14 protein-coding genes and 2 pseudogenes are annotated in these 22,040 nt (G+C 51.6%); 3 read left to right on the top strand and 13 right to left on the bottom strand.

All coding sequences use genetic code 11. The annotated features are described in order from the left end of the window. Window positions 1-32: 32 nt before the first annotated feature. From JNE38_RS20105 to JNE38_RS20115, 3 genes are read right to left on the bottom strand one after another with little or no spacing between them, the layout of a single operon-like run. The gene (locus JNE38_RS20105) at window positions 33-1,271 is read right to left on the bottom strand and encodes a Ger(x)C family spore germination protein (RefSeq protein WP_203352942.1); all 1,239 of its coding nucleotides are present in this window, start codon (window positions 1,269-1,271) and stop codon (window positions 33-35) included. Continuing rightward, window positions 1,240-2,361, bottom strand: a complete 1,122-nt coding sequence (locus JNE38_RS20110) for a GerAB/ArcD/ProY family transporter (protein ID WP_203352943.1) — start codon at window positions 2,359-2,361, stop codon at window positions 1,240-1,242. The genes JNE38_RS20105 and JNE38_RS20110 overlap by 32 nt, the downstream gene beginning before the upstream one ends. Further along, window positions 2,309-3,997 carry a spore germination protein gene (locus JNE38_RS20115; RefSeq protein WP_203352944.1) on the bottom strand — a complete coding sequence of 563 codons (1,689 nt, stop codon included), beginning with the start codon at window positions 3,995-3,997 and terminating at the stop codon, window positions 2,309-2,311. Before JNE38_RS20115 ends, JNE38_RS20110 begins: the two co-directional genes overlap by 53 nt. 311 nt (window positions 3,998-4,308) lie before the next feature. Here JNE38_RS20115 and JNE38_RS20120 point away from each other — a divergent pair. Continuing rightward, window positions 4,309-5,187: pseudogene (locus JNE38_RS20120) on the top strand (S8 family peptidase); the annotation flags it as partial. Between the two features lie 65 nt (window positions 5,188-5,252). Here JNE38_RS20120 and JNE38_RS20125 read toward each other — a convergent pair. The 4 genes and pseudogenes from JNE38_RS20125 to JNE38_RS20140 all read right to left on the bottom strand — a co-directional run bounded on the left by JNE38_RS20125 (window position 5,253) and on the right by JNE38_RS20140 (window position 9,703). Further along, window positions 5,253-5,744 carry a sigma-54-dependent Fis family transcriptional regulator gene (locus JNE38_RS20125; RefSeq protein WP_203352946.1) on the bottom strand — a complete coding sequence of 164 codons (492 nt, stop codon included), beginning with the start codon at window positions 5,742-5,744 and terminating at the stop codon, window positions 5,253-5,255. Beyond that, window positions 5,745-6,718, bottom strand: a pseudogene (locus JNE38_RS20130) (sigma 54-interacting transcriptional regulator); the annotation flags it as partial. 182 nt (window positions 6,719-6,900) lie between these two features. Then, window positions 6,901-8,106 (bottom strand): methionine gamma-lyase, encoded by a 1,206-nt coding sequence (gene megL / locus JNE38_RS20135; protein WP_203352948.1) that lies wholly within the window; start codon window positions 8,104-8,106, stop codon window positions 6,901-6,903. A gap of 277 nt (window positions 8,107-8,383) precedes the next feature. Then, window positions 8,384-9,703 carry a hemolysin family protein gene (locus tag JNE38_RS20140; protein ID WP_203352949.1) on the bottom strand — a complete coding sequence of 440 codons (1,320 nt, stop codon included), beginning with the start codon at window positions 9,701-9,703 and terminating at the stop codon, window positions 8,384-8,386. Window positions 9,704-10,172: 469 nt separating this feature from the next. Here JNE38_RS20140 and JNE38_RS20145 point away from each other — a divergent pair, with 469 nt between their 5' ends. Beyond that, window positions 10,173-10,514 carry an ArsR/SmtB family transcription factor gene (locus tag JNE38_RS20145; protein ID WP_428993668.1) on the top strand — a complete coding sequence of 114 codons (342 nt, stop codon included), beginning with the start codon at window positions 10,173-10,175 and terminating at the stop codon, window positions 10,512-10,514. 12 nt (window positions 10,515-10,526) lie between these two features. Further along, window positions 10,527-11,042, top strand: a complete 516-nt coding sequence (locus JNE38_RS20150) for an SRPBCC family protein (RefSeq protein WP_203352950.1) — start codon at window positions 10,527-10,529, stop codon at window positions 11,040-11,042. Between the two features lie 136 nt (window positions 11,043-11,178). Here JNE38_RS20150 and JNE38_RS20155 read toward each other — a convergent pair whose 3' ends face one another. From JNE38_RS20155 to JNE38_RS20180, 6 genes are all read right to left on the bottom strand, one after another. After that, a complete protein-coding gene (locus JNE38_RS20155; RefSeq protein ID WP_203352951.1) occupies window positions 11,179-12,393 on the bottom strand; it encodes an MFS transporter in 1,215 nt (404 codons plus the stop codon). Between the two features lie 219 nt (window positions 12,394-12,612). Next, window positions 12,613-15,843 carry a UvrD-helicase domain-containing protein gene (locus JNE38_RS20160; RefSeq protein ID WP_203352952.1) on the bottom strand — a complete coding sequence of 1,077 codons (3,231 nt, stop codon included), beginning with the start codon at window positions 15,841-15,843 and terminating at the stop codon, window positions 12,613-12,615. Then, a complete protein-coding gene (locus tag JNE38_RS20165; protein WP_203352953.1) occupies window positions 15,836-18,685 on the bottom strand; it encodes a PD-(D/E)XK nuclease family protein in 2,850 nt (949 codons plus the stop codon). The genes JNE38_RS20160 and JNE38_RS20165 overlap by 8 nt, the downstream gene beginning before the upstream one ends. A 171-nt stretch (window positions 18,686-18,856) precedes the next feature. Beyond that, window positions 18,857-20,038, bottom strand: a complete 1,182-nt coding sequence (locus JNE38_RS20170; protein WP_203352954.1) for a M24 family metallopeptidase — start codon at window positions 20,036-20,038, stop codon at window positions 18,857-18,859. A gap of 28 nt (window positions 20,039-20,066) precedes the next feature. Next, on the bottom strand, window positions 20,067-21,035 hold the full coding sequence (locus JNE38_RS20175; protein WP_203352955.1) for an ABC transporter ATP-binding protein: 969 nt from the start codon (window positions 21,033-21,035) through the stop codon (window positions 20,067-20,069). Then, window positions 21,025-22,026, bottom strand: a complete 1,002-nt coding sequence (locus tag JNE38_RS20180; protein WP_203352956.1) for an ABC transporter ATP-binding protein — start codon at window positions 22,024-22,026, stop codon at window positions 21,025-21,027. Before JNE38_RS20180 ends, JNE38_RS20175 begins: the two co-directional genes overlap by 11 nt. Window positions 22,027-22,040 lie beyond the last annotated feature (14 nt).

Raw genomic sequence — 22,040 nt, forward strand, 5'->3', positions numbered from 1 at the left:
ACAGCACTCTCCCATCCTTTCCTTTCCAATACCTATCTCGCCTTCATGCCAACCCGTCTGATTTCGATGTTTACCTGAACATCGACCGTACTATCTTTGTACATTTCTTGCCATCTTTCTTTGCTTTTCACCTGCTGATTCCAAAAACGAGGCTCCTTTCCTCGCACATACTCGCCGAAGCCAAAAATGTCAGAGCCTTTCTCTTGCGTTTTCGCAATCAGGCTTTTATAAAATTTTGTGGCTGCCTGTTCATCTTGGCGTTCCAACTTCTCGATGAGGGCAGGTGTGATAAAGGTATCTCTTTCATTGCTTTTTTCTTCCAGGTTGACCTCGATGAATGCTTTCACAACGAAATGAGGTCGACCGTCCTTGATGGCAACGTTGATTTTGGATCTCCGATAAGTAGCATACAGATTGACCACATTTTGCGTGTCATCGATCCGGACAAAGCTTCGATACCCTGCCGGATTCATCCCTTTGATCGCCATGTAAGCAGCGATTTCAAAAGGCTTGGTGACACCTACCATCTTGTCGCCCTTGAAATAGGCGATTCCCGCGAGTTCTACATTTTGTTCTTTCATGAGCGCAATGTAAGGTAGGTATGCTTCTTTCCCTTTCTTGGAAGAATCGCTCCAAAACAACCCGATGTAATCAGCAGGGAATTTCCCCATTCGGACTGCCTCGTCCAGAGTGGACATCAGGTACAAGGAAGGCACGCGTTCCAATTTGGGTGCCGCTTTCATGATTGGTTCTGCTTTTCCTTTGGAGATCATTATCCAAGCCATTCTTCGCACTTCCGAATTACGCCTGAAAAAGTCATTCAGATTCTCCATTCCTCTTTTCGCCACTTCTTCTGACACCACGATGACGCGCAAATGCCCGAAGAAGAGCCTTCCCGAAATTTGCTGCTGCAAATTCATGAGGGCATCATCGATAGAGTGACCGACCACTTCGATCACCCAGACCGTATTTTGCCCGCCTCCACCTGTCTGTCCTCCGCCTTCCCCCGGACCCAGCGGAATCCTCCCCGGCAAGCCGATTTGCGCTGCGACGCGAATCATCTCTTTTTTCGGGACTGGAAATTTGCCGCGAATATGAGAAACCTCTCGCTCTTGCTTTTCCGCTTCCGGTCCCGCCGCATCCACGGAAATACCCAAGACGACTGCGCGTTCTTCTATTTCCAGGCGGTCCCAGCAGCCGACCAGGAACGGGAGCATGAGCATGATGGCAGCGGCCAGCTTAGCTTGGTTTATCCATTGCTTTATCTTCATTGCGATCCTCTCTTTTCCCGCGGATGACAGCAACGATCAACAGAATACCTGGATAAATAATCGTAATGACGAGACCGGTGCGGCTCACGCTTTCAATGATGTCGTACATTTGCAAGATGTTTTGGGGGATCATTGCCACGATAAAAACAAATGGCAGGAGGAAAAAGGAAAACATTCGATGATCGCGTAAGCGGAACAGTTTGCTCATGGAATGAATCGTCAAATAATAACTGGAAAACAAGGTTGTAAACACAGCCGTCACCCATACGGTCAGGAAGGCAGCGTCCAAGCGTTCCAAAATATTTGCAGGCAAGGATGTGGCTTTAGCCAATTCAAGTGTGGGCCAGAGCAGCTTCTTGATTTCCTCTGCGCCAAACAGGCCTACCGTCGCGACAACAATCGTGACATATAGCCCTCCCGTTATCAGCATCGCCAAAACGCTCGCCTTCATCACTCGATCGGGATTTCGCATGGCGGGGATGACCATGGTCAGAACGAATGAGCCCTGAAACAAGGCGGCTACCGTAAAGACCCCCATCATCAGATCCTTCTGTTCATTGCCCCAAACAGGCAGTAGATTGATGATTTCCGCGTTTTTCAGGGATAGCGATACGATGACAATGACCGGAAAAAGCAGAAATGGAAAATAAAATTGATGGAAATACGCAAAAGTGAAAATATCACTACGGGTGGAGATCGTTGCCAACAGCAGCATGACAATCACCGTGACTTCCACTGGCGTCGATTTGAGCACCGAGGTGACAACCACTTCACCGAACTCACGTGCTGTGAGGGAAGTCAGTACGGCGAAAAAGGCGATCACTAAGAAGCTGCCGATTCTGGCAAGCCACTTTCCGATAATCTCCTCGCTGTAGAGGATAATGGTTTTACTGGGAAACCGTTTGCCCAGCAGAGTGATGACCCATAAGCCGACAAAAGCGAGACAAACTCCGAGCAGAGTCACAAACGGCGCTCCCGAACCCGCTGTCCGTACGGTAAAAAGCGGAAGGGGGAGGACTCCCACACCAATGATCGTACTAACTAATATAGTCACCGCCTGGATCACCGTTATCTTTTGAGGAACCTTCACCGGTAATGTCCCCCTTTCCCACCTGAGAACGTGAAGAGGTATTCAAATGATCGCTCGGGACTTTCAGTTTCTCGACGATTGATTCGTCCAATTTGGTCTGATCCAGCGGCTTCAAGAAAACAGGTCTCTTTCTTAATGACCACAACGGTCCCCGCGTGAACAAGTCCTTCATTCCCTGAAAGCTCCCTGGCACCAACGGACTTAAATAAGGAACACCAAATGATTTCAGCGATAAGAGATGATTCACAATAAGAATCAACCCAACCACGACTCCGTAGAGGCCAAAGATGCCAGCCATCACAATCAGCGGAAAACGGAGAAGCCTGAGTGCCAGCGCAGCATTGTAGGCAGGTGTGGCAAAGGACCCGATCGTCGTCAGCGCAATGATGACGACCGTGATCGGACTTGCAAATCCGGCAGCAACCGCAGCTTGCCCAATGACGAGCACTCCCACAATCGACAGCGCCCCCCCTACTTGCTGCGGCAAACGAATGGTCGCTTCTCGCAAAACCTCCATCGAAATTTCGATGACTAAGACTTCGATCACGGCCGGGAACGGTACACCGGCTCTTCCACCCGCCACAGCAACGGCAAACTCTGTCGGAATCAGCTCTGGGTTAAACGAGATGACCCCCACATAAAGCGATGGAAATACCAATGAGAACATGAGTGCCACCAGCCGCGCCAAACGTATGGCACTCATGAGGAGAAATCGCTCCGTATAATCCTCCACAGCCTGGTAGAACTGGTTGAACACAGTCGGAACTAGCAGGGCTAACGGAGATCCATCGACAAGTATGGCCACTCTGCCTTCCAGCAAGTTGGCTGCTACTTTATCGGGTCGCTCCGTATACTGGACTTGCGGGAATGGGGATATATGATTGTCTTCGATGAACTGCTCCAAATAGCCAGAGTCCAGCACAGCATCTATGTCGATGATGGACAACCGTTGCATGACTTCCTCGATGAGTTCAGGATTTGCAATGCCTTGCATGAAGCAAACCGCTACTTTCGATTTGGTTCTGCTGCCGATTTCCAGCGTCCGGACGCAAAGATCCGGTGTTTGCAATCGATAGCGAAGCAGGGCGATATTCGTTCCCAAAAGCTCGATGAAACCCTCGCGAGGACCTCGGATCACCTGTTCGGTCGCAGGTTGGTCGATGCTTCTCTTTTCAATATTGCGAGTCCCGATCAGGAAAGCATCGTCCAGGCCTTCAACGGCTACTATCGTCTGACCGCGCAAAATTCCTTCAACAAGCTTGGAGAGCCGATTTTCCAGCACTGCTTCACTGTGATAGAGGGTTTCGTTGATCAAGACGTCTTTTAACCGATCAGGATTGAGTTCCCTCCCCTTTCGTTTGGGCGATGTCAGCATCAACGGTTTTAAAATATCTGTATTCAAGTTGTTCTGATCAATCATGTTGGAGTAATAAAACATGACGGCGGAATACTGGCCGAACACATGAAAACGCCGCATGGAAAAATCAGCGTTTTCTCCGAAGATCCGATTGATATACGATATCGTATCCTCCAGATTTCCGTTTATTTTTTGATCAGCCTGCTCTTGATTCAATTGATCGGGCGCTGTGACATAGGTCTGATTGATTTTCTGGCTGAACCATTTGGAAAATGGCATGTTTCCACCGCCGATTCCTCAAGCAAATTTTCCTTGCTCATTCATTTTCCATCATCATTGACATTTCACTTCCTGTTTAAACGAAAAACCCACGGGCACATTCCGTGGGCTTCGCTGGCTGTGGATACATTCCACGGGTGGTACCAGCCCCGTCCCCCGGATCGACCTTGCCGGATGTAATGAGAGAAAGGGATGATGACCCGGTCGCCCTTTTTTAGCTTGGTAGCGACCTGGAGCTCGGCATCTATCAACTCACCTCCAAACGCAAGATGCGGCAGATATGGAGGCACTATCAGGATCTGGATGAAATCGAATTTGCAGAGCCCAACTATCGTTTCAAAGCATTTGCGAATTCGAACGACCCTTACTTTACAAGCTATCAATATGGCCCGCAAAGGATCCAAGCCCCTTCTGCATGGGATGTGACCCAAGGGAGCGCGTCTGTCAAAATTGCCGTCGTCGATACAGGTGTACAACTGGATCATCCTGAGCTGCAATCCAAAGTCATCCAAGGATACGATTACGTAAACAATGACGCCAATCCCATGGATGGAAACGGTCACGGAACCCATGTAGCAGGTATCGCCACCGCCGTGACCAACAATGCTTATGGAATGGCCGGGGTATGTCCGATCGCTTCGATTTTACCCGTGCGAGTATTGGATGAATCGGGGAGTGGTGATCTGCTGAACGTGGCGAGAGGAATCATCTTTGCCGCCTCGCAGGGAGCGCAAGTAATCAACCTCAGCCTGGGCTCTCCGGCACCAGCTTCAACCCTGCAAACGGCAATCGATTATGCCTGGCGGAAAGGCTCCGTCATCGTAGCGGCTGCAGGCAATGACGGGTCATCCGTGCCAAACTATCCAGCCAATTACCCAAATGTCCTATCAGTCGCATCTACCAACGCCAATGACGTGAAATCCGGATTCTCCAACTTTGGCCGCTGGGTGGATGTAACGGCACCTGGGGAAAATATCTTATCGACCTACCCCGGGAATCACTACGCCTACCTAAGCGGCACTTCGATGGCTGCGCCCCACGTTGCCGGCGTCGCTGCACTCCTGGCCTCCCAGGGAAGAACCAACGCTCAGATCCAGAGCATCATCCAGACGACTTCTGATCCCATTCCTGGGACAGGTACTTACTGGCTGAATGGACGAGTGAATGCCGCACGAGCTGTGCGATCCTGACATATAAAAACAGCGGCCGACTAAAATCCTAGGGCAGCCGCTGTTTTTTCATGGTCAACTGGAATTTACAGACCATACTTTTTCCTTTTTTGCAAAACCGCCGTATGGCTGATCCCCAAATAAGCCGCCGCTTGCCTGATGGAGGTATGCTCTTTCAAGGCACGCTTCAAGATGTTTTTTTCATAGGCATCCATTTGTTCCTTGAGAAGATTCGTTGACGGCACGGGAGGCAGGAGATCCTTCCCTGATGAATCCTGCTGCATATCCAAGTACAAATTCTGCTCTTGAATTTCATTCCCTGGGCAAAGATATACGGCTCGCTCCATTACATTTTGCAGCTCACGTACGTTTCCTGGCCAATGATGGGCTTGCAGGGCACGTATGGCCGAGTGCGTGAGAGGGATCATCGCCTGATTTGTCGCACGGCATATTTTTTGAATGAAGTATTGAGCCAGCATGGGGATGTCACTTTTGCGCTCTCGCAGTGGGGGAATCACGATGGGAATGACGTGCAGGCGATAATACAAATCCTCTCGGAACAGCCCTTTGCTCGTCATGTCTGCCAGATTTCGATTGGTGGCTGCAATAATTCTAAGATCGATCGGAATGGTTTTGCTTCCCCCACTCTGCGTACCCTTCTCTCTTCCAAGACGCGCAGGAGCTTTGCTTGCAAATGAAGGGGAATATCCCCAATCTCATCCAGGAAAAGAGTGCCTCCCTCGGCAATCTCAAACAGTCCTGATTTTCCCCCTTTGAGCGCGCCTGTAAACGCCCCCTCTTCGTACCCAAACAGCTCGCTTTCCAGCAACGCATCTGGAATGGCGGCGCAATTGATCGGAACGAAGGGGCCAGCCGAGCGATTGCTTTCAAAATGGATGGCTCTTGCAAACAGTTCTTTTCCCGTGCCGCTTTCGCCTTGCAAGAAGACGGTCGCTTCACTTTTGGCGACACGCTTGGCAGTCTCAATGCACTGCCTCATATTGGTGCTTTGCTGAACAATTTCATCAAAAGAAAAGATTTCATTTCTCTGAACGGTTAAGAGCAATTCCTGGATCTGTTTATGGTCCCGAAGCACGATCACGACGCCTTGTCGTTCGCCATATTCAGCAGGGATAATGGGGTGGTAGCTGCAGATGTACGTCTTGAATTTTTTGTGTCCGGTTAACAATCTGACTTGGACGCTTGGCAGTTCGATGCCTTCGTACAGGCAGCGTTTCACCTCGCTCGACCCGTCCCCCCACAGCTTTTCGATGGAGTCATGCAAAAGCTGTTCAGGCTCCATATTCAGCATGGTCCGAGCGGCCCGATTAACGGTGGTGACCCGTAATTGATCGTCCAACAAGAGAATACCTTCTGATACCGTTGTGAGAATCGTATGTATGCGATTTTCGCGTTCTTCGGCTGGGAGACATGGAATTGTCTTTGCCTGCTCGATTCCCTCCACCCGCTTGATCCTTTTTATGATCGTCTGGATCTCTCCAGGAGGTATCAGAGGGATTTTGACATAAATATAATGAGGCTTTACTTCCATTCCGATGATGTCAAGCTGGTTGGCAGCCAAACAGGCAATGACTTCATGGGTGATTCCGACCCGGTTCACGCCTTTGATCTCCAAGGTAATCCCCACCAACGCACTTCCCCCTCACCCGCTCTATTTCTGTTTCCATCTTAGCAAAGAAAAGCCCGGTGCGAAATGCACACGGGCTCGAATGCTTATGCAAATGAAAGAGCGGAATCCAAATCCTCTAAAATATCTTCGATGTCCTCAATCCCCACAGACAAGCGTATCAATCCATCCGTAATCCCCATTTTTTCCCTTTCCTCGGCTGGAATGACAGAATGAGTCATCGAGGCTGGGTGTTGAATGAGCGAGTCAACATCCCCCAGGCTGACGGCTCGCTTGCACAATTGCACGTTGTTCATCATGCGAATTCCTGCTTCCTTCCCGCCTTTCAGCTCAAAGGAAAGCAGCCCACCAAAGCCATCCATTTGATTGCGAGCCAATTCATATTGGGGAAACTGTGGCAGACCGGGGTAATGCACCTTTGCCACTTTTGGATGTTGGTGTAAAAACTCTGCCACCCTCTGACCGTTTTCACAATGGCGATCCATACGTACACCGAGCGTCTTCAGTCCTCGAATCAATAAGTAAGCGTCAAAGGGTGCAATGATGCCCCCTATATCTTTTTGCGAGGTCATGCGAATCGTGTCCATGATCGCCTTTGGCCCTGCAGCGACACCTGCAATGACATCCCCGTGCCCACCGATGAATTTTGTCGCGCTATGGATGACAATGTCACACCCATGCTCAATCGGCCGCTGCAAATAGGGGGACATAAACGTGTTGTCTACGACGACGTAAGCACCGATCTCTCTGGCAATTTTTGCGACCAGCTTCAAGTCGACGAGCTCCATGGTTGGATTGATCGGTGTTTCTACATAAATCACGCGAGTCGTCGGCTGAAGGTTTTGGCGAATGGAAGCCTCATCGGTCATGTCAGACAGCGAGTATTGGACTTGAAACCGGTCTTTCATGAAATGAAGCAACCCGTAGGTGCATCCGTACAACCCTTTGGTACCAACAATGTGATCGCCAGTCCTCACCAGAGCCATGAGAACGGCTGAAACGGCTGCCATGCCCGATGCAAAAGCGAGACCTGCTTCCGCTTTTTCCAATGCGGCTATCTTATCCTCCAGGACCGTGACGGTCGGATTTCCCAGTCGAGAATAGATGTAGCCATCCTCTTCCCCCGCAAATCGCCTTGCTCCTTCTTCCGTGGAGGAAAATACAAAGGTTGAGGTTTGATAGATCGGTGTGGCTAATGATCCCGTTTGCGGATCGGAATGATAGCCGGCATGGATGGCCGTGGTGGATCTCCCCTGCTTTTTCTCCCTTTTCAGCACATGGTTGTTGTTCATGCAAGAATCACCTCATGGATTCGTTTGTAAAGCGCTTTCATGCATGCTTTATGCCAACCGAAAAAGCAGGATGATACGGAGGAGAATCTGCAACCAACCGAAGAAAAACGGAACGATTCATTTCCAAATGGAAAGAAAACTTTCCAGAAAGAAACGTAAATTTCCCCCTTTCCTGTGCATCTGATCACGAGTAAAAGAAGAGGGATGCTCCACGATAGGTGGTAACATCCCTCCTCCAACATGTCTTGGCGCTACGCCGTGCAAATCGCTTGCAATCTTATTCGGCTACTCCCACTTCAAGGCGCTCCGGCAAGCTGACCCGCACTTTTACGATCCGTTTTTCATTTACGACCTCGGCTTGAAAGACCACTCCATCATATTCGATAACAGGCCTTTCTCCCGCATCGGGAATAGCCCCGAGCTGGCCAACCATAAAACCGCTTAACGTATCGAACTCCCGCAAAGGCAGGCTTACATTCAATAGATCCTGGATCGTACGCAAGGATAAATCGCCTTTCATGAGTAACGTACGCTCGTCGATTCTCTCAAAGTCTTTATCCTCTTCATCGTGCTCGTCGAAAATGTTGCCTACGATCTCTTCCAGCAAATCTTCAATCGTAACGATCCCTGCCAAACCGCCATATTCATCGATGGCAATGGCCATATGAACTTTTTCCTTCTGTAAATTGTTAAACAAAACGTCGATTCGCTTGGATGCTGGAACGAAATACGGCTTGTGCAACATTTTCTTCAGGTCAAATTCTGAAGCATCCGAATGGATATAGGGAATCAAGTCCTTCGTATGCAAGATCCCGACGATATTGTCTATTTCATCATCATACACCGGGAATCGGGTGTATTTTTCAAGCTGCGCAAGATCGGTGATCTCTCGCAGTGTCGCGTGAATCGAAACAAAAACAACTTGGGTCCGGTGCGTGAGAATATCGGAAACCGCTTTGTCGTCAAATTCAAAGATGTTGTTGATCATCATCTTTTCATCTTCGTCAATGGCTCCGTTTTCTTCCCCAATGTCTACCATCATGCGAATCTCTTCCTCTGTCACTTGCTCCTTATTCGCATTCGGATCGATCCCCATCATACGGACGAGCACATTCGTGGACAAGGTGAGGAACTTTACGAAAGGAGCCGTAATCTTAGACAGTAAGGTTAACGGAACCGCTGCAAACATGGCGATTGATTCCGCCTTCTGCATAGCTACCCGCTTGGGGACCAGTTCGCCTAAGACTAAGGTAAAATACGACAGGATCAGTGTGATTGCAAATAGAGAAATCGTCTCCAAAATGTTTTGGGGAAGCGGTATTCCTGCCGTTGCCAGAACGGCCGACAACTCTCCTGCAAATCGTTCCGCAGCGAACGCACTGGCCAGAAACCCCGCTAATGTAATCCCAATCTGAATGGTCGCCAAGAAACGGCTCGGCTCAGAGAGCAGGTTATGCAACAGCTTAGCTTTGCGATGGCCCGATTCAGCCATACTTTTCATCTTGTTATCGTTCAACGATATCAATGCGATTTCAGATGCCGCAAAGAATGCATTCAGAACAATGAGCAAGAGAAGTACAATGATTTCAATATACATGGATTCATCCTCCGTAATGATTTTCCCAGCATGGCCATTTTTCAGAGGATGAATTAGATCCGAAGATAGTAATGGATATTGATGGACCTTCCTTTTTTATTGAGATGGGGCGTACTGCCGCCCTCTTCCGCAGGACCGTCTTCCAAATTCATTTCACTCCTATTTGCAAGAATTCCACCATATTTTATGCTCTTTACTAACTCCTACGAAAAAGCGCCGGATTAGTTTCACAATTTGCTTCAAAATCGTACGATTCACTTACCTGGCCCCCCTTCCTCCCTTCGTTCTAAAGGAGCGACAGCATTTACGGAAAAACGATACCATTTTCTATAATATCCCTTTACAGGAATATTCCCTGTAGTGTATATTTAAATCAACAGGGAGATGGCCATAGTGATGAAGGAGGATGAGATTATTCCGAAGACCACCCCTTAATGAGGTGAGCAACATAGCAGAGAAAAATCCGGACATGGACATGACGACGCTGAGCGCACTTGCCGAGCCGAATCGCATGAAGATTATCGAGCTCTTGCGCGACGGTCCCTTGACCGTGGGGGAAATCGCCGATCGGCTGGGGCTTCGCCAGCCACAAGCCTCGAAGCATCTGAAGGTTCTAAGCGACAACGGAATTTTGGAGGTGCGAGCCGAAGCCAACCGCAGGATTTACAAGCTCCGGCCAGAACCATTCCAAGCGCTTGATTCATGGGTGAAGTCCTTTCGGCGCGTCATGGAAGAAAGATTCGATAATCTGGACCATTACTTGCGAGAGATGCAGAGCAAGGAAAAATCACAAGATCCTTCAAACGAATAAGGAGGAATTACAATGTCTAACCATGCAATGGTTTCAAGGGTAGAGAATGAGCGGGTGCTGGTGCTGGAGCGCGTATTCGATGCTCCTCGCGATCTCGTGTTCCGTATGTTTAAAGAGCCAGAGCATCTCAAGCAATGGTGGGGACCGAGAGGCTGGGAGGTACCTGTTTGCAACATCGATTTCAGGCCAGGAGGCATTTGGCATTACTGCATGAAATGTGTCGACCAGAACCAAGGAGATTTTTTCGGCATGGAGTCTTGGGGCAAAGGGGTTTATAAAGAGATTGTCGAGCCGGAGAAGATCGTCTACGTCGATTACTTCTCGGATGCGGAAGGTAAAATAGACGATAGCCTGCCATCTACAGAGGTCACGCTGGAATTCATCGATCTTGGCGGCAAGACGAAGCTGGTCAATCGCGGTGAATATGTGTCCGCGGATGCCCTCAAAACCGTCATGGACATGGGCATGCTCCAAGGCATCACTGAAACTTGGGACCGCTTGGAAGAGCATCTGAACGAGGTCAAGTAAAGACCTCCCCCATCTCAACAAGCAGTGTGGCATCCGAGCAAAAATAAGGGGCAGGAAATAGGGATTACGAATAAATAGCAAGAAGCTCTCTACTGAAAGCGTAGAGAGCTTCTTCTTGTTTATTGCTGGCGTGCATTTATTTTGCTGGCGTTTCGCTTACCCTCGCTGTTCCGCTTTTTTGGATCAATGGCAGGAGCAACAGTGCCCCCACCAGGAACAGAGCGCCGCTTCCCGAAAAAACGATAGACAGTGAAAGGACATCCGATGCAATCCCCGCCGTCGACATTCCTACGACCATCATCCCCATAAAGATCGGAGAGAGCGCTCCGCCGACACGCCCTACAAAATCAACTTCGGTATTTTGCATGATCATCGTATTGATCCCCACATGAATACATGGGTAAAACAAACCGCTGAGCGCCTCGAGGATCAGTGTCAGCACTACAGAATGCGACCACCCGATCCCGATCGTAGATACCATGCTCACGAGAAGCCCTACTGCGAGCAAGGTCTGCGGCTTCACCTTTTTCGCTGCACTCATGATGAGACCTCCACCGACGAGCATGGCCGCTCCATTGGCCATGAGCAGCCAACGCAAAAACTCTTTTCCCATGGCCAGATTTTCAATGGTCACGAAGAGAATGAGCGGCTGGATAAGTCCTACTGCCAATCCAGCTGCGGCAAATGTACCGCCAAGCGTTCGCAGTACGCGATTGTCCCAGACATAGCGCAGCCCTTCCATCAGCTCCTGCTTGAAATTCGTTTTCTTGGTTGATGCCCCCTCCGCGTGGGCATCCCGTGGAAGCAACACCAGTACCAATGCGGAGGCAAAGAACAGGAAGCCTGTCAATGCAATCGAGATCTCAATTCCGTACTGCTGATAGATGTACGTACCCACCACCGGACCGATGACCATGAAGACGGCCATCATGGATTGAAACATCGCCATGACGCCTTGGAGCTGCTCAGGTGCCACATGCTGCTTGAACAGCTTCATGGACGAGGGCTGAGAGAACTGGGACATGATCGCGGAAAACAGAGTCGACACCAGAAGTGCGTGCCAGGAGCCGTACACAAGCGCGATCAAAACAGCGAAAAGCGAAAGACCTGATAGTAGGTCGCAGCTGATCATCGTGCGCCTCGGCCTCCAACGATCGGCGAATGTCCCTCCGATAATGGCGAACAAGAAAATTGGTGCGTACTCGACGACAGAAATGAGTGACACGTACAAAGGATCGTTGTTGGTTAAATCCGTCACGTACAAAAGAATGGCAAAATTTCGGATCCAGACACCGAGCTGCAATAACGTGCGGGACAAAATGATGGTGCGGACGTAGCGATTGTGCAACAAAAGAATGTGCTCCTCTCTTTTAACTAACGAAAACGAATTCCATTTGTTTATGTATAGATAATTTAAACTTTTGTCTATAAACATGTCAATTGTCATTTGAACAACCGGCTCATTTTTATTTTCTGGCGATAGACAACAAAAAAACCTGTCTAGAATCCGACAGGCCTGTCGTGATAGGAATGAAAGGAATAGACGTCCTCATTTTCATCTATTTCATGGTCACTCAATCGCATATCCTCCCTGCCAAGAAACATACCGATCCTGGGAAACAAAGTACAGACCGGCTTCCTTTACCCGATACCCCAAGCACTCCCACTCCTCGGCATACGCCGTGACTTGCGGGCGGTAATACTCGATGAAAGCTTTCTCGTGCTCCTGTTCGTATGTATCGTTTTTAAAGTCCACCAACACCCAGCCGTCCTCTTCCTCGAACAGGAAGTCGATGACGCCCTTTACCGTGGTGCTTTCACGGGAAACGATCAGGGAGAACTCGTGAAAGGTCTGTTTTGCCTGAAGACTCCGAGTCCAGAGCGGGCTGCTCACCACCTGCAGGACTGCCTGCCTCGATGCTTCCATCCACCCTCCGTCCAGACCTTCCTGCTCGGCTGTCATGCGGATAAACGATTCCAACCTTTCTGGTTCCAAACCGTTTCCGAGCGCCTCGATACCGCGGTGAACGACAGTCCCGAATGCCATTCCTCTCCCCTGTGTGGGCCTGGGGAGCTCCCCAACAAACTGTCCCTTTGCCATTTGGGTGACAAGCTGCCGCGCAAATGTAGGCTGTGCAGCATCCCTTTTCCAGGTATCCCACAAGTCGCCAGATGAGGCTTCGCGGGCTTCCCGTAGCGGAATGGGTTGTTCCGGTTCCAGGTGGGGGACTTCCAATTCCGGCTGTCGCTTCAGACGATCCTCCAGCATGCTCCAAGGGTCAATCGTTGGTTTGGCAGGGTATTGGCTGATGACCAGCATCTGTCTGGCTCGAGTCGTTGCGACGTAGAGGAGCCGCTCCTCTTCCGCACGTAAGAAGATCTGTTCCTTTCGCGCCTTTTCCTCCCATCCGATCGGCTCTGCGATGATTTCTGCCGGATAGGGGTCCTTTTGACGGCTGATCGTGAAATACCCGACGGCAGGGTCCGTTTCCCGGTCGACATGCTCGGCAGCCTTGTGCTCTTTTTGACCGCATGGACCTGCCATGAATACCACGGGTGCTTCAAGCCCCTTTGCCTTATGCACATTCATGATGCGCACCGCCTTCCCTGATCCTGCAAACAAGCTGCAGCTCGCAAGCTCTTTCTCGTCAGCCTGGCGCTGCAAACATTTTGTCAGCGCAAGCCAGCTAGCCGAAACAGCTGGTGTAAGCTGGAGCATCTCCAGCAGCTTCACGAGCGTGCCGGAGCGAAGCGAGCCCGTCGGCAGAGTCGCTGCATAGGGGAGCAGTCCCAAGTCATCCACAATCCGGGTAAAAGCAGCAGCAGCAGGCAGCAAACGGACCCATTCCTGAAATTGCTGAATGCGCAGGAGCGCTTGGTGCACAGGCATCGCGACCGCAGAAAAGCTCGTCCCCCTCTCCACTGGCGCTGCGTTCAGAGAGCCCGCCTCCAACCGATAATGATACAAGGCCTCATCACTCAGACCGAAAAGCATGCCTCGCAAAACAGCGAGCAAGGGAATCGGATCACCTGGGTCATTCAAGCATGTGACTAAAGCCAGCAGTGCCGCAAGCTCCGGATAGTCTGCCTGGCTGCCCGTCGTATCCGCAGAAATTCCGTATTTCTCCAGCTTCTCCGCATATCGTCCGAGGGACTGGCGATGCTTGAGCAGGATGAGAAAATCACCAGGCTCCGCTGCCCGAAGGATCATTCCATCTCCCCTTTTTTCCTGAATGAGCAGATTCCCCCGGCAAGCCCAAGCGATGTATCGGGCAATCCGTTCGGCATCTTCATTCACGATGTCCTCTTTTCGATCCCGCTCCTGCTTTGGAATCGTTAGGGAAAAGACTCCGTGCGCTTGATTTCTTGGTGGATTCTCCTGCACCGTGACCATTTCCACGAATGCCGCCTGATGCTCATTCCCTTCCCCTATCGTGGGAAAGTGCTCGCGGAACGCCTCATTCACAAAATCACCGATCGCATGAATGGAGCGAAAGTTTTTCGTCAGCTGCAGCACGGCACCCTTTTCTGCCACCCGCTCTTTGACAAAGTTGTAGGTGGAAATGTCCGCCCGCCTGAAGCGATAAATCGACTGCTTGGGATCACCGACGATGAACAGCGATCCAGGGCGTGGAACCTGGAGGCGCCAGTCATCCTGCTCAGGGTCTTCTCCCGTCAGAAGCAGCATCATTTCAGCCTGGATCGGATCGGTATCCTGAAATTCATCCACCAGCAAATGGGTGTAGCGTTTCGCAAAGTAAGTCCGCACGTCTGCATGCCCACGCAAGAGCTCTGCCGTCCGCATCAGCAGATCCTGAAAATCCAACATGCCTGCCTCCATCCGCTTCTGCCGGCTGAATGCAATGGCTGGACGCACAAAATCGATCAGCTGCGGATGCAAGTACTCCCGCCAAGCAGTCAGAAACGGTGTCAGCACGGTTTCCTTCCAGTGGAGAAAGCGGTCGCGCTGCTCTTTGGCCATCGCAGGTGCCGTCCAGCGGTTTTGCACGATATCGAGAGCACGGTCGAACATTTTGGCCAGCACGACAACATTCCGTCCTTCTTGAAGATTCGTATGTTCGAGAAAGCGGCTTGCATGGAGAACAGCCTCCTGCAGCTTGTCCCAGCCTTTTTCCGGAGCCGAGGTCGGGATGTAGTTCCTCGCGGCAGCCAGCATATCCGGCAGGGACAGCCGAATAAGATCGTACTCGGGCTCTGCCGCTCTTTGGGTGTAGATCGCTACATCCGCGTACTGGGAAACGCGGAGGTAAACCACACGCAGATCCTCCACTGTGACGCCCAATGACAGCAGATCCTCCAACGTGGCGCGTCGACCTGATTCGCCCAGCATCTCGATGTAGTGATCCCAACAAATGTTTTGCCACTCTTCCGCAGTTCCCTCGTCCATTTCCGTAAATCCCGGGTCAACGCCTGCCTCGATCGGTCGCTCCCGCAGCAGCCTGCCACAAAACGAATGAATGGTGCCGATCATGGACTCATTCATTTGCAGCAAGGCCCGGTCCAATCGCTCCCGTTCTTTATCTTGTACAGCCCGCTCCCTCTCCAGCTCCAGGCGGTGGCGAAATCGTCCACGCAGCTCAGACGCAGCTTTATTGGTGAACGTAATTGCGGCGATCTGTCTCATCTCTGCCTTGCCCGTCCTCACCAGATTCAGCATTCGACCTACGAGAGAGGTCGTTTTCCCTGAGCCTGCCCCAGCCTCCACCAGCAATGTCGTATCCAGATCGTGCAGAATGCGCTCTCGTGCGATTTGATCGTCTATCGCAGCCTGATTAGGCATAATCCTCTACCTCCAATAATGGGGACAACCGCTGTTGATTGACTGCCGCCTCGCGCTTCTCCTTGACGTTTTCGGCCTGCTTACGGCAAGCAACTCCGTATGCGCACGACGTGCAGTTGGCAGGCTCCCGTGTCGGAGGAAAGATACCCTGCGAGATCGACTCGATCAACCGTGAAACCAAGGCGGCCGTTTCTTTCCGTCGATCTTGCGTGCGAATGATCTGGTGGCCCTGACCTTTTGACGTCGGAAAAGAATAGACGGCATCCACTACCTGTGCCGAAGGGTCTGCGCCTGTTTTTTGCAGCCATTGCTCCACGGCTGCCGCGTAGACAGCATGCTGCAATTGTGTTCCTTTGGAAAAGAACTCCGACTCTTTGTACTTGCGTGGCGAACCCGTCTTGTAATCGATGATCCGGTACCTGCCAGATTCCACTTCCTCCACACGGTCAACGTACCCTCTAAGCGGAAGGATGAGTTCTTCGCTCAGCTCTACCTGAAACATCTCCTCCGGCTGATGCAGGGGCAGTTCCAGATAACAGGGGGAACTTCCCAGCTTCTTTTCTGCTGCGTAAAACACCTCGACATCCCTCCGGATTTCCTCGGATTCCTTCTGCAGGATGTGGATGCTGGGAGCGGCCACCTCTCTCCTCATGCGGGAGAGTTCTTCTTCTGTAATGGTCTGGAGACGTGCCAGATCGTGGGTCCCGCCTTCCTGTCTCGTGTGGGCTGCATAGCGGTAAAAGATCGCGTGCAGCAAGCTGCCCCGCTGCGTGTGGCTGAGCCACTTCGTTCGGTCGAAAGCGGCGACCTCCTTTGGCCGGACACGAAGAACCTCCTGGTAAAAAAATTGCATCGGGCAGCGGGCGTACATCTCCAGCTTGCTCACGCTGGTCACAGGAGTAGGTTCGAATGGCGTTATCACTCCCTCGTAGGCGCCAATCAGAAGGTCCGCCCTCGCTCTCGCTGCTTTTTCACCCTCAGCCAAATTTTCATAAGCAGACAGGATCTCCTCAGTCCCCTGATAGAGCTGATCGGACGGAGAAGTGAGTCGCTTCATCCATCTCTCCTGCTGATCCAGCACAACGGGGTTTGCCGAGTGAACGTACCCCACAGGCCGACCTAGCTGCTCTACCATCTCCTCGATGCTTGCTCCCAGCCGGTCTCGATCGCGGCGAAACGCAACCAGCATCTCATTGGCAGGATTACTGGACTTGCTGTCAGAGATTCGAAACGAGGAAAAGCTGCACGTGCAAGCCCCGTTGATCTGCTGCAATCGGCTGCTTCGCTTTGCGATGCGCCGCGTTCCCTTTTCAACGCTCGTGCGTAAATGCGGACTTAATTTCGTGCGTTCTTCATCGAGCAAGACCGGATCCTGCCCCTCTTTCCCAGCCCAGCTGTCCTCATCCATTCCGATCAGGAAGGTGACCTTGCGCCCGCTCTGCCCGCCGTCCTGCAGCGAGCTGATCATCAACTTTCCGGGAGCAGGCGTACCTTCTGCCCCCACAGCAAGGCCCTCCACCATTTCTCTGCCAAAGCGGATTACCTCTGCGCGGCTCATGCCCGCGAAATGATGGATGTCTGCCAGGAGCTTCTCCCACTGCTTTACTTGCTGCTTTACCTGACTATCGTAGGCGGTGCGATTGGGAGCCGCCTCCAAAAACAGGAGCCAACCACGAAGCAGATCCCGCATCGACCAAGGAGCTTTATCGTCCGGCAATTGGTCCAATACTCCTGCGAAAAAGCGATGGCATTGCTGCGCGGCTCGCAGGTCGCGTTCCTGATGGGTCGCATGCATCTGGGAGGCCAGCCTCGGATATCTGTCCCTTCCCCATCCGATGCCTGAACGCTCCAAAATCCGTATGCTCTCTCGCTCTTCTTCTGAAAAACACAAGATCCCTTTCTGTATGGCATGCGTGATCAAAGCCAGCCGGTAGTCGGATTCCAGCCAGTCCAGAAACAGGACGGCAGCTTGCCCCGCTTTTGAGAAAATCGCCGGTAAGCCTTGGGCAAACGTACACGGTATCGAGGCGTTCATCGTAAATGACTGTATGATGGGCGCGTAGGTCCGATAGTCAGAAGCGATGATTTCTACCTCGTCCCACCGAATCCCCCGCTCCGCCATCCTGCGAAAGATCTCCCGGGTCTCCGCCACGGGACCAAGCGCGTGAAAAAACTCGATCCTCGCTTGCGGAAGCTCGATGTCACTGTCATAGGCAGATCCCTTTTCCTGCAAATCGCACAGTTCGCTCGGTGCCAGCGCTTTGAGAGCGGCTAGCTGGACGGGGGTAAGCTCCCCCACATCCTCGATGATCAGCATGCAGGGAATACGTATTGGGCGAACATATTGCGGCAAATCGGCATCGTCTACACGAGCATGCTCCTGCAAATAGTGCTCGTAGCGTTCCAGAAGCTGCTGCACATACCTGCCTTTTTGCTCATTTTCGAAGTGTGAGGCCACCATTTGCTCGGAGCGCAAGCCTGCATGCCGAATCTCCAAGATGGCTTTGTGAAAGGAACGCAGGATTCCCGGCGAAAGCTTTGAGCTGGGCAGGTACGCGTCCTCCTTCTCACCCAGCTCATGCATCAGCGCATGGATGATCCAGAAGCGTTCGTTTTCATTCGTGTAGGTCAGTCCCTTTTCAAACAAGTCCAGACGGGCCTGCTCCAGCAAAAATGCCTGTGGAGTACGGACGTGCAGATTGAGGGCATGCCCTCCTTTCATTCGCCCCAATTGCTCCGCCCACTGATTTCCAATAGCAAAGCGATCGGTCAGCAAGACTTTCTTTTGCAATGGATTCGCTTCCATCATCAAACGCAGCTTTTCCAAAAGAGAATGGCTCATTTTCTCACCTCTTCTCATCGATTCGGACTCTATTAAAAAGATCGCCAAGAAAGAGTGTGAATATCCGTCTCAGCTTGATGATTTGGAAAATTGCATGAGAAAAAAGAGGGCATCCCCTCTGATCTCGGTGATCATGAGGCGATGACCCTCTCGTTTTTTCACTCTCCATGTTTACACGCAAATCATGGAGGCCAAGTCCCGTGGATAATAGGTGAGCATCTCCATGCCGTCCTCAGTAACGACAACGGTATCGGAATGGCGGAATCCGCCAAGTCCCCGCACGTAAATTCCCGGCTCCACCGTCATGACCATCCCAGGCTGCATCATGGTATGATCGCCAAGGTCAAAGAATGGCGCTTCGTGTCCCAAGAGTCCGATCGCATGACCGGTATGATGGGAGGTCAGATGTTGAATTTCATTTTCTTTAAAGAAGGCTTGAACCGCTTCCTCGACGTACGACATCGGTTTCCCCGGCTTGATATGTGCAAAGGCGATGTCTTGCGCCTGCAGCATAAAGTGAAAGTACTTCTCCTGCTCAGAACTTACCTCTTGGACAAACATGGTTCGCTCCAGCTCGCTATGATAGCCCCACACTTCCCCTGCCGCTCCTGTCACCAGCGTGTCCCCTTTTTTCAGCACCAGGTTCTGCGTGACAGCATGGGGGAAAGCGGACATCGGGCCGATCTGACCGCGGAAAATGGCATAGGCGGTATTTCCGTGCGGCTTGTAATCGGGTCCCAAGGTCTCGATCATGGCCATCGTCGCCTCGGTGGAAGCCCTTGACGTAATTTCAATTTCACTAAGCCCTGGCTTCGTATACTTTTGCAGCAGCCGATGAGCGAGATTGCCCCAACGGCATGACTCCTTGATCAATTCAATTTCTGCCGCCGATTTGATGACCCGCATCTCTTCGACCCAGCCGTAGATGGAGGAGAAATCTTTTGCCTCCAGGAATTGACTGACCTTTTGACCACGGTATCCCATCGAGGAGCCATAGCCATCTGCATCAAAGCCGACTCGCTTCCCCGCAAACTGGGCTTCTGCCAGTGCATCCTTCAAATATTCCATGGGATGGCGAAGACCCGGATATTCCGGATAAGAATGAACGTGGTCGACGCAAGCAAACTCCTCGGCATGCTCGTGCTCCAGGGCGGGAACAAACAGATGGGACTTCTGCTGCGGGTCGATGAAATAGCAGATTGGCCTTTCGGTCGGATGAAAATGAAAGCCGGTCAGATAAAAAATATCGACGACGCTAAACAAAATGGCACAATCGAGCTGACTTGCCTGCAGCTTGTCGATGAGCTTTTTTTGACGCCCGACGAGTTCATTCTTTGAAATCGCAAGTAACATGTTGATCTCCTCTTTCCCTTTGCGTTTTTTATTTGGAGTACAAGTGGCAAGCAACGACATGATCTCCCACCTCTACGACAGGCGGCTTTTCCGTTTTGCAGATTTGCATGCAGTCTGGGCAGCGCGGATGGAAATGGCACCCTTCTGGCGGGTTGAGCGGACTTGGGACATCCCCCTTTAAAACAATCCTCTCTTTTACCTCATCCGGGTGGTGTATAGGCACTGCGGACAAGAGCGCTCTCGTATACGGGTGCTTGGGGTTTGCAAAGAGCTCCTCCGTCTTTGCCTGTTCAACCAGCTTCCCCAGGTACATCACACCGACTCGATCCGTGATGTGGCGAACAACTCCCAAATCATGAGAGATGAAGATATAGGTAAGGTGAAAGTCGCGCTGCAGCTGCAAAAGAAGATTGATCACCTGCGACTGAATGGACACATCCAGGGCCGATACGGGCTCATCTGCGATAATCAGCTCAGGCTGCAGAATGACGGCGCGTGCGATTCCGATCCGTTGCCGCTGACCGCCCGAAAATTCGTGCGGATAGGATGGAAGATGGTATTCAGAGAGTCCGACGATCTCCAGGATTTCAATCGCCTTTTGGACTCGCTCTTCGGGAGTGAACAGCCCGTGTACGCGCAGCGGCTCCGTCAAAATCTGCTCGATCGTCTTTTTCGGATTCAACGAAGCGTATGGGTCCTGGAAGACCATTTGCATTTTTCTTCGCAGCTTCCTCATTTCTTCATAGGGGAGTCTGGAGATGTCTCTTCCCGCAAAATGGATCTCTCCCGACGTATGCTCCTGCAGCTTTAGAATCGTCCGACCCGTGGTGGATTTTCCGCAGCCACTCTCTCCTACCAGTCCAAATGTCTCGCCTTTGTACACGGTAAACGTCACGCCATCAACTGCACGTACCTGCTGGTGCTGCTGAAACCATCCTTTTTTGATGTCGTAGTATTTTTTCAGCTGTTTGATTTCGAGTAAAGGCTCAGGTAGCATGTGTCACCTCCTGAGGCGTACGGATGGGAAACCAGCAACGGCACAGCTGCTTGTCAAGTGCTATCAATGGGGGACGCTCTTCGCGGCAACGGTCCACGGCCTGTTGACAACGCGGAGCAAAGGCACACCCATGCGGGACATCGTCTGGTCGCGGTACACTGCCCGGGATCGATGACAGCTTTCCTTTTCGCTCGTTGGAGGTAGGAAGAGAGGCGAGCAAACCTTGTGTGTACGGATGAGTCGGGTGGTTAAAAATCGTGCGAACGTCTGCACTCTCCACTACCTGACCGGCGTACATGACAGTCACCCTGTCACACATTTCGGCTACGACTCCCAGATCGTGCGTGATCAGCATCATCGCCATGTTTGTCCGTGCCTTGATTTCTTTCATCAGCTCCAGGATCTGCGCCTGAATGGTCACATCCAAGGCTGTAGTCGGTTCGTCGGCAATCAGCAGCTTCGGTTGACACAGCATCGCGAGCGAGATCATCACTCTCTGCCGCATTCCGCCAGAGAGCTGGTGCGGATACTCGTCGATCATTCTCTCTGCCCCCGGTATCCCAACCGACTGCAGCATCGCGACGACAGCTTGCCGAATCTCTTTTTTGCCGAGGCGTGTATGCTGCTTGAGCGGCTCACTGAGCTGTTGTCCGATGGTAAACACGGGATTGAGCGAAGTCATCGGCTCCTGAAAAATCATGGAGATTTCGTTGCCTCGCAGCTTGCGCATCTCTCGTTCGGACAGCTTGGTCAAATCACGTCCTGTGAAGAGAATGGATCCTTGCTCGATGTACGCCATCGGCTTCGGGAGCAATCCCATTACGGACAAGGAGGTGACACTCTTTCCGCAGCCCGACTCCCCTACAATGCCGACTGTCTCCCCTTCATAAACGGCTAGATCCACTCCATCGACCGCTTTCACGATGCCATTTGCCGTCTTGAAATACGTCTTCAGCTGCTTCACTTCCAAAATCGGGGTCTTTTCTCTCACGTCCCATCCCCCTT

The organism is Brevibacillus choshinensis, assembly GCF_016811915.1.
Taxonomy (GTDB): domain Bacteria; phylum Bacillota; class Bacilli; order Brevibacillales; family Brevibacillaceae; genus Brevibacillus; species Brevibacillus choshinensis_A.

Coding starts and splice junctions, on each gene's coding strand:
- JNE38_RS20105 (WP_203352942.1), bottom strand. CDS start 1,271: ATGAAGATAAAGCAATGGATAAACCAAGCTAAGCTGGCCGCTGCCATC.
- JNE38_RS20115 (WP_203352944.1), bottom strand. CDS start 3,997: ATGCCATTTTCCAAATGGTTCAGCCAGAAAATCAATCAGACCTATGTC.
- JNE38_RS20125 (WP_203352946.1), bottom strand. CDS start 5,744: ATGACGAGCAAAGGGCTGTTCCGAGAGGATTTGTATTATCGCCTGCAC.
- megL (WP_203352948.1), bottom strand. CDS start 8,106: ATGAACAACAACCATGTGCTGAAAAGGGAGAAAAAGCAGGGGAGATCC.
- JNE38_RS20140 (WP_203352949.1), bottom strand. CDS start 9,703: ATGTATATTGAAATCATTGTACTTCTCTTGCTCATTGTTCTGAATGCA.
- JNE38_RS20145 (WP_428993668.1), top strand. CDS start 10,173: ATGGACATGACGACGCTGAGCGCACTTGCCGAGCCGAATCGCATGAAG.
- JNE38_RS20150 (WP_203352950.1), top strand. CDS start 10,527: ATGTCTAACCATGCAATGGTTTCAAGGGTAGAGAATGAGCGGGTGCTG.
- JNE38_RS20160 (WP_203352952.1), bottom strand. CDS start 15,843: ATGCCTAATCAGGCTGCGATAGACGATCAAATCGCACGAGAGCGCATT.
- JNE38_RS20165 (WP_203352953.1), bottom strand. CDS start 18,685: ATGAGCCATTCTCTTTTGGAAAAGCTGCGTTTGATGATGGAAGCGAAT.
- JNE38_RS20170 (WP_203352954.1), bottom strand. CDS start 20,038: ATGTTACTTGCGATTTCAAAGAATGAACTCGTCGGGCGTCAAAAAAAG.
- JNE38_RS20175 (WP_203352955.1), bottom strand. CDS start 21,035: ATGCTACCTGAGCCTTTACTCGAAATCAAACAGCTGAAAAAATACTAC.